Below are 215 nucleotides of genomic sequence, written 5' to 3'. Positions count from 1 at the left end.
AGCGTCGCGTGCTGGGCCTTCGACCCCATCACCCCCCGCTGTAGGCCGTGGGGGGCCATCCGGTTGCCGTAGGCTGTCTGCAGCGCAGACAGGCCCGCCGCCTCCCCCCCAATAGCGCTTGGCCGACAGGCCGCCGTCCCGGTTCACCGGGACTACGGCGGCATGGAGGTGGGGGGTTCGTTCGTCCAGGTGCAACACGACCTGGACGAGATTGG

At 70.2% G+C, this 215-nt stretch carries 1 protein-coding gene; it reads right to left on the bottom strand.

The window, feature by feature from the left end:
• A partial coding sequence (locus ACVOLI_RS20530; protein WP_481615790.1) for a plasmid recombination protein occupies window positions 1–215 on the bottom strand: 215 nt, incomplete at both ends.

This window comes from Stenotrophomonas sp. STEN029, assembly GCF_056760015.1.
The sequence above is the reverse complement of the archived record's forward strand: the minus strand, read 5'-3'. Positions and strand labels throughout refer to the sequence as shown.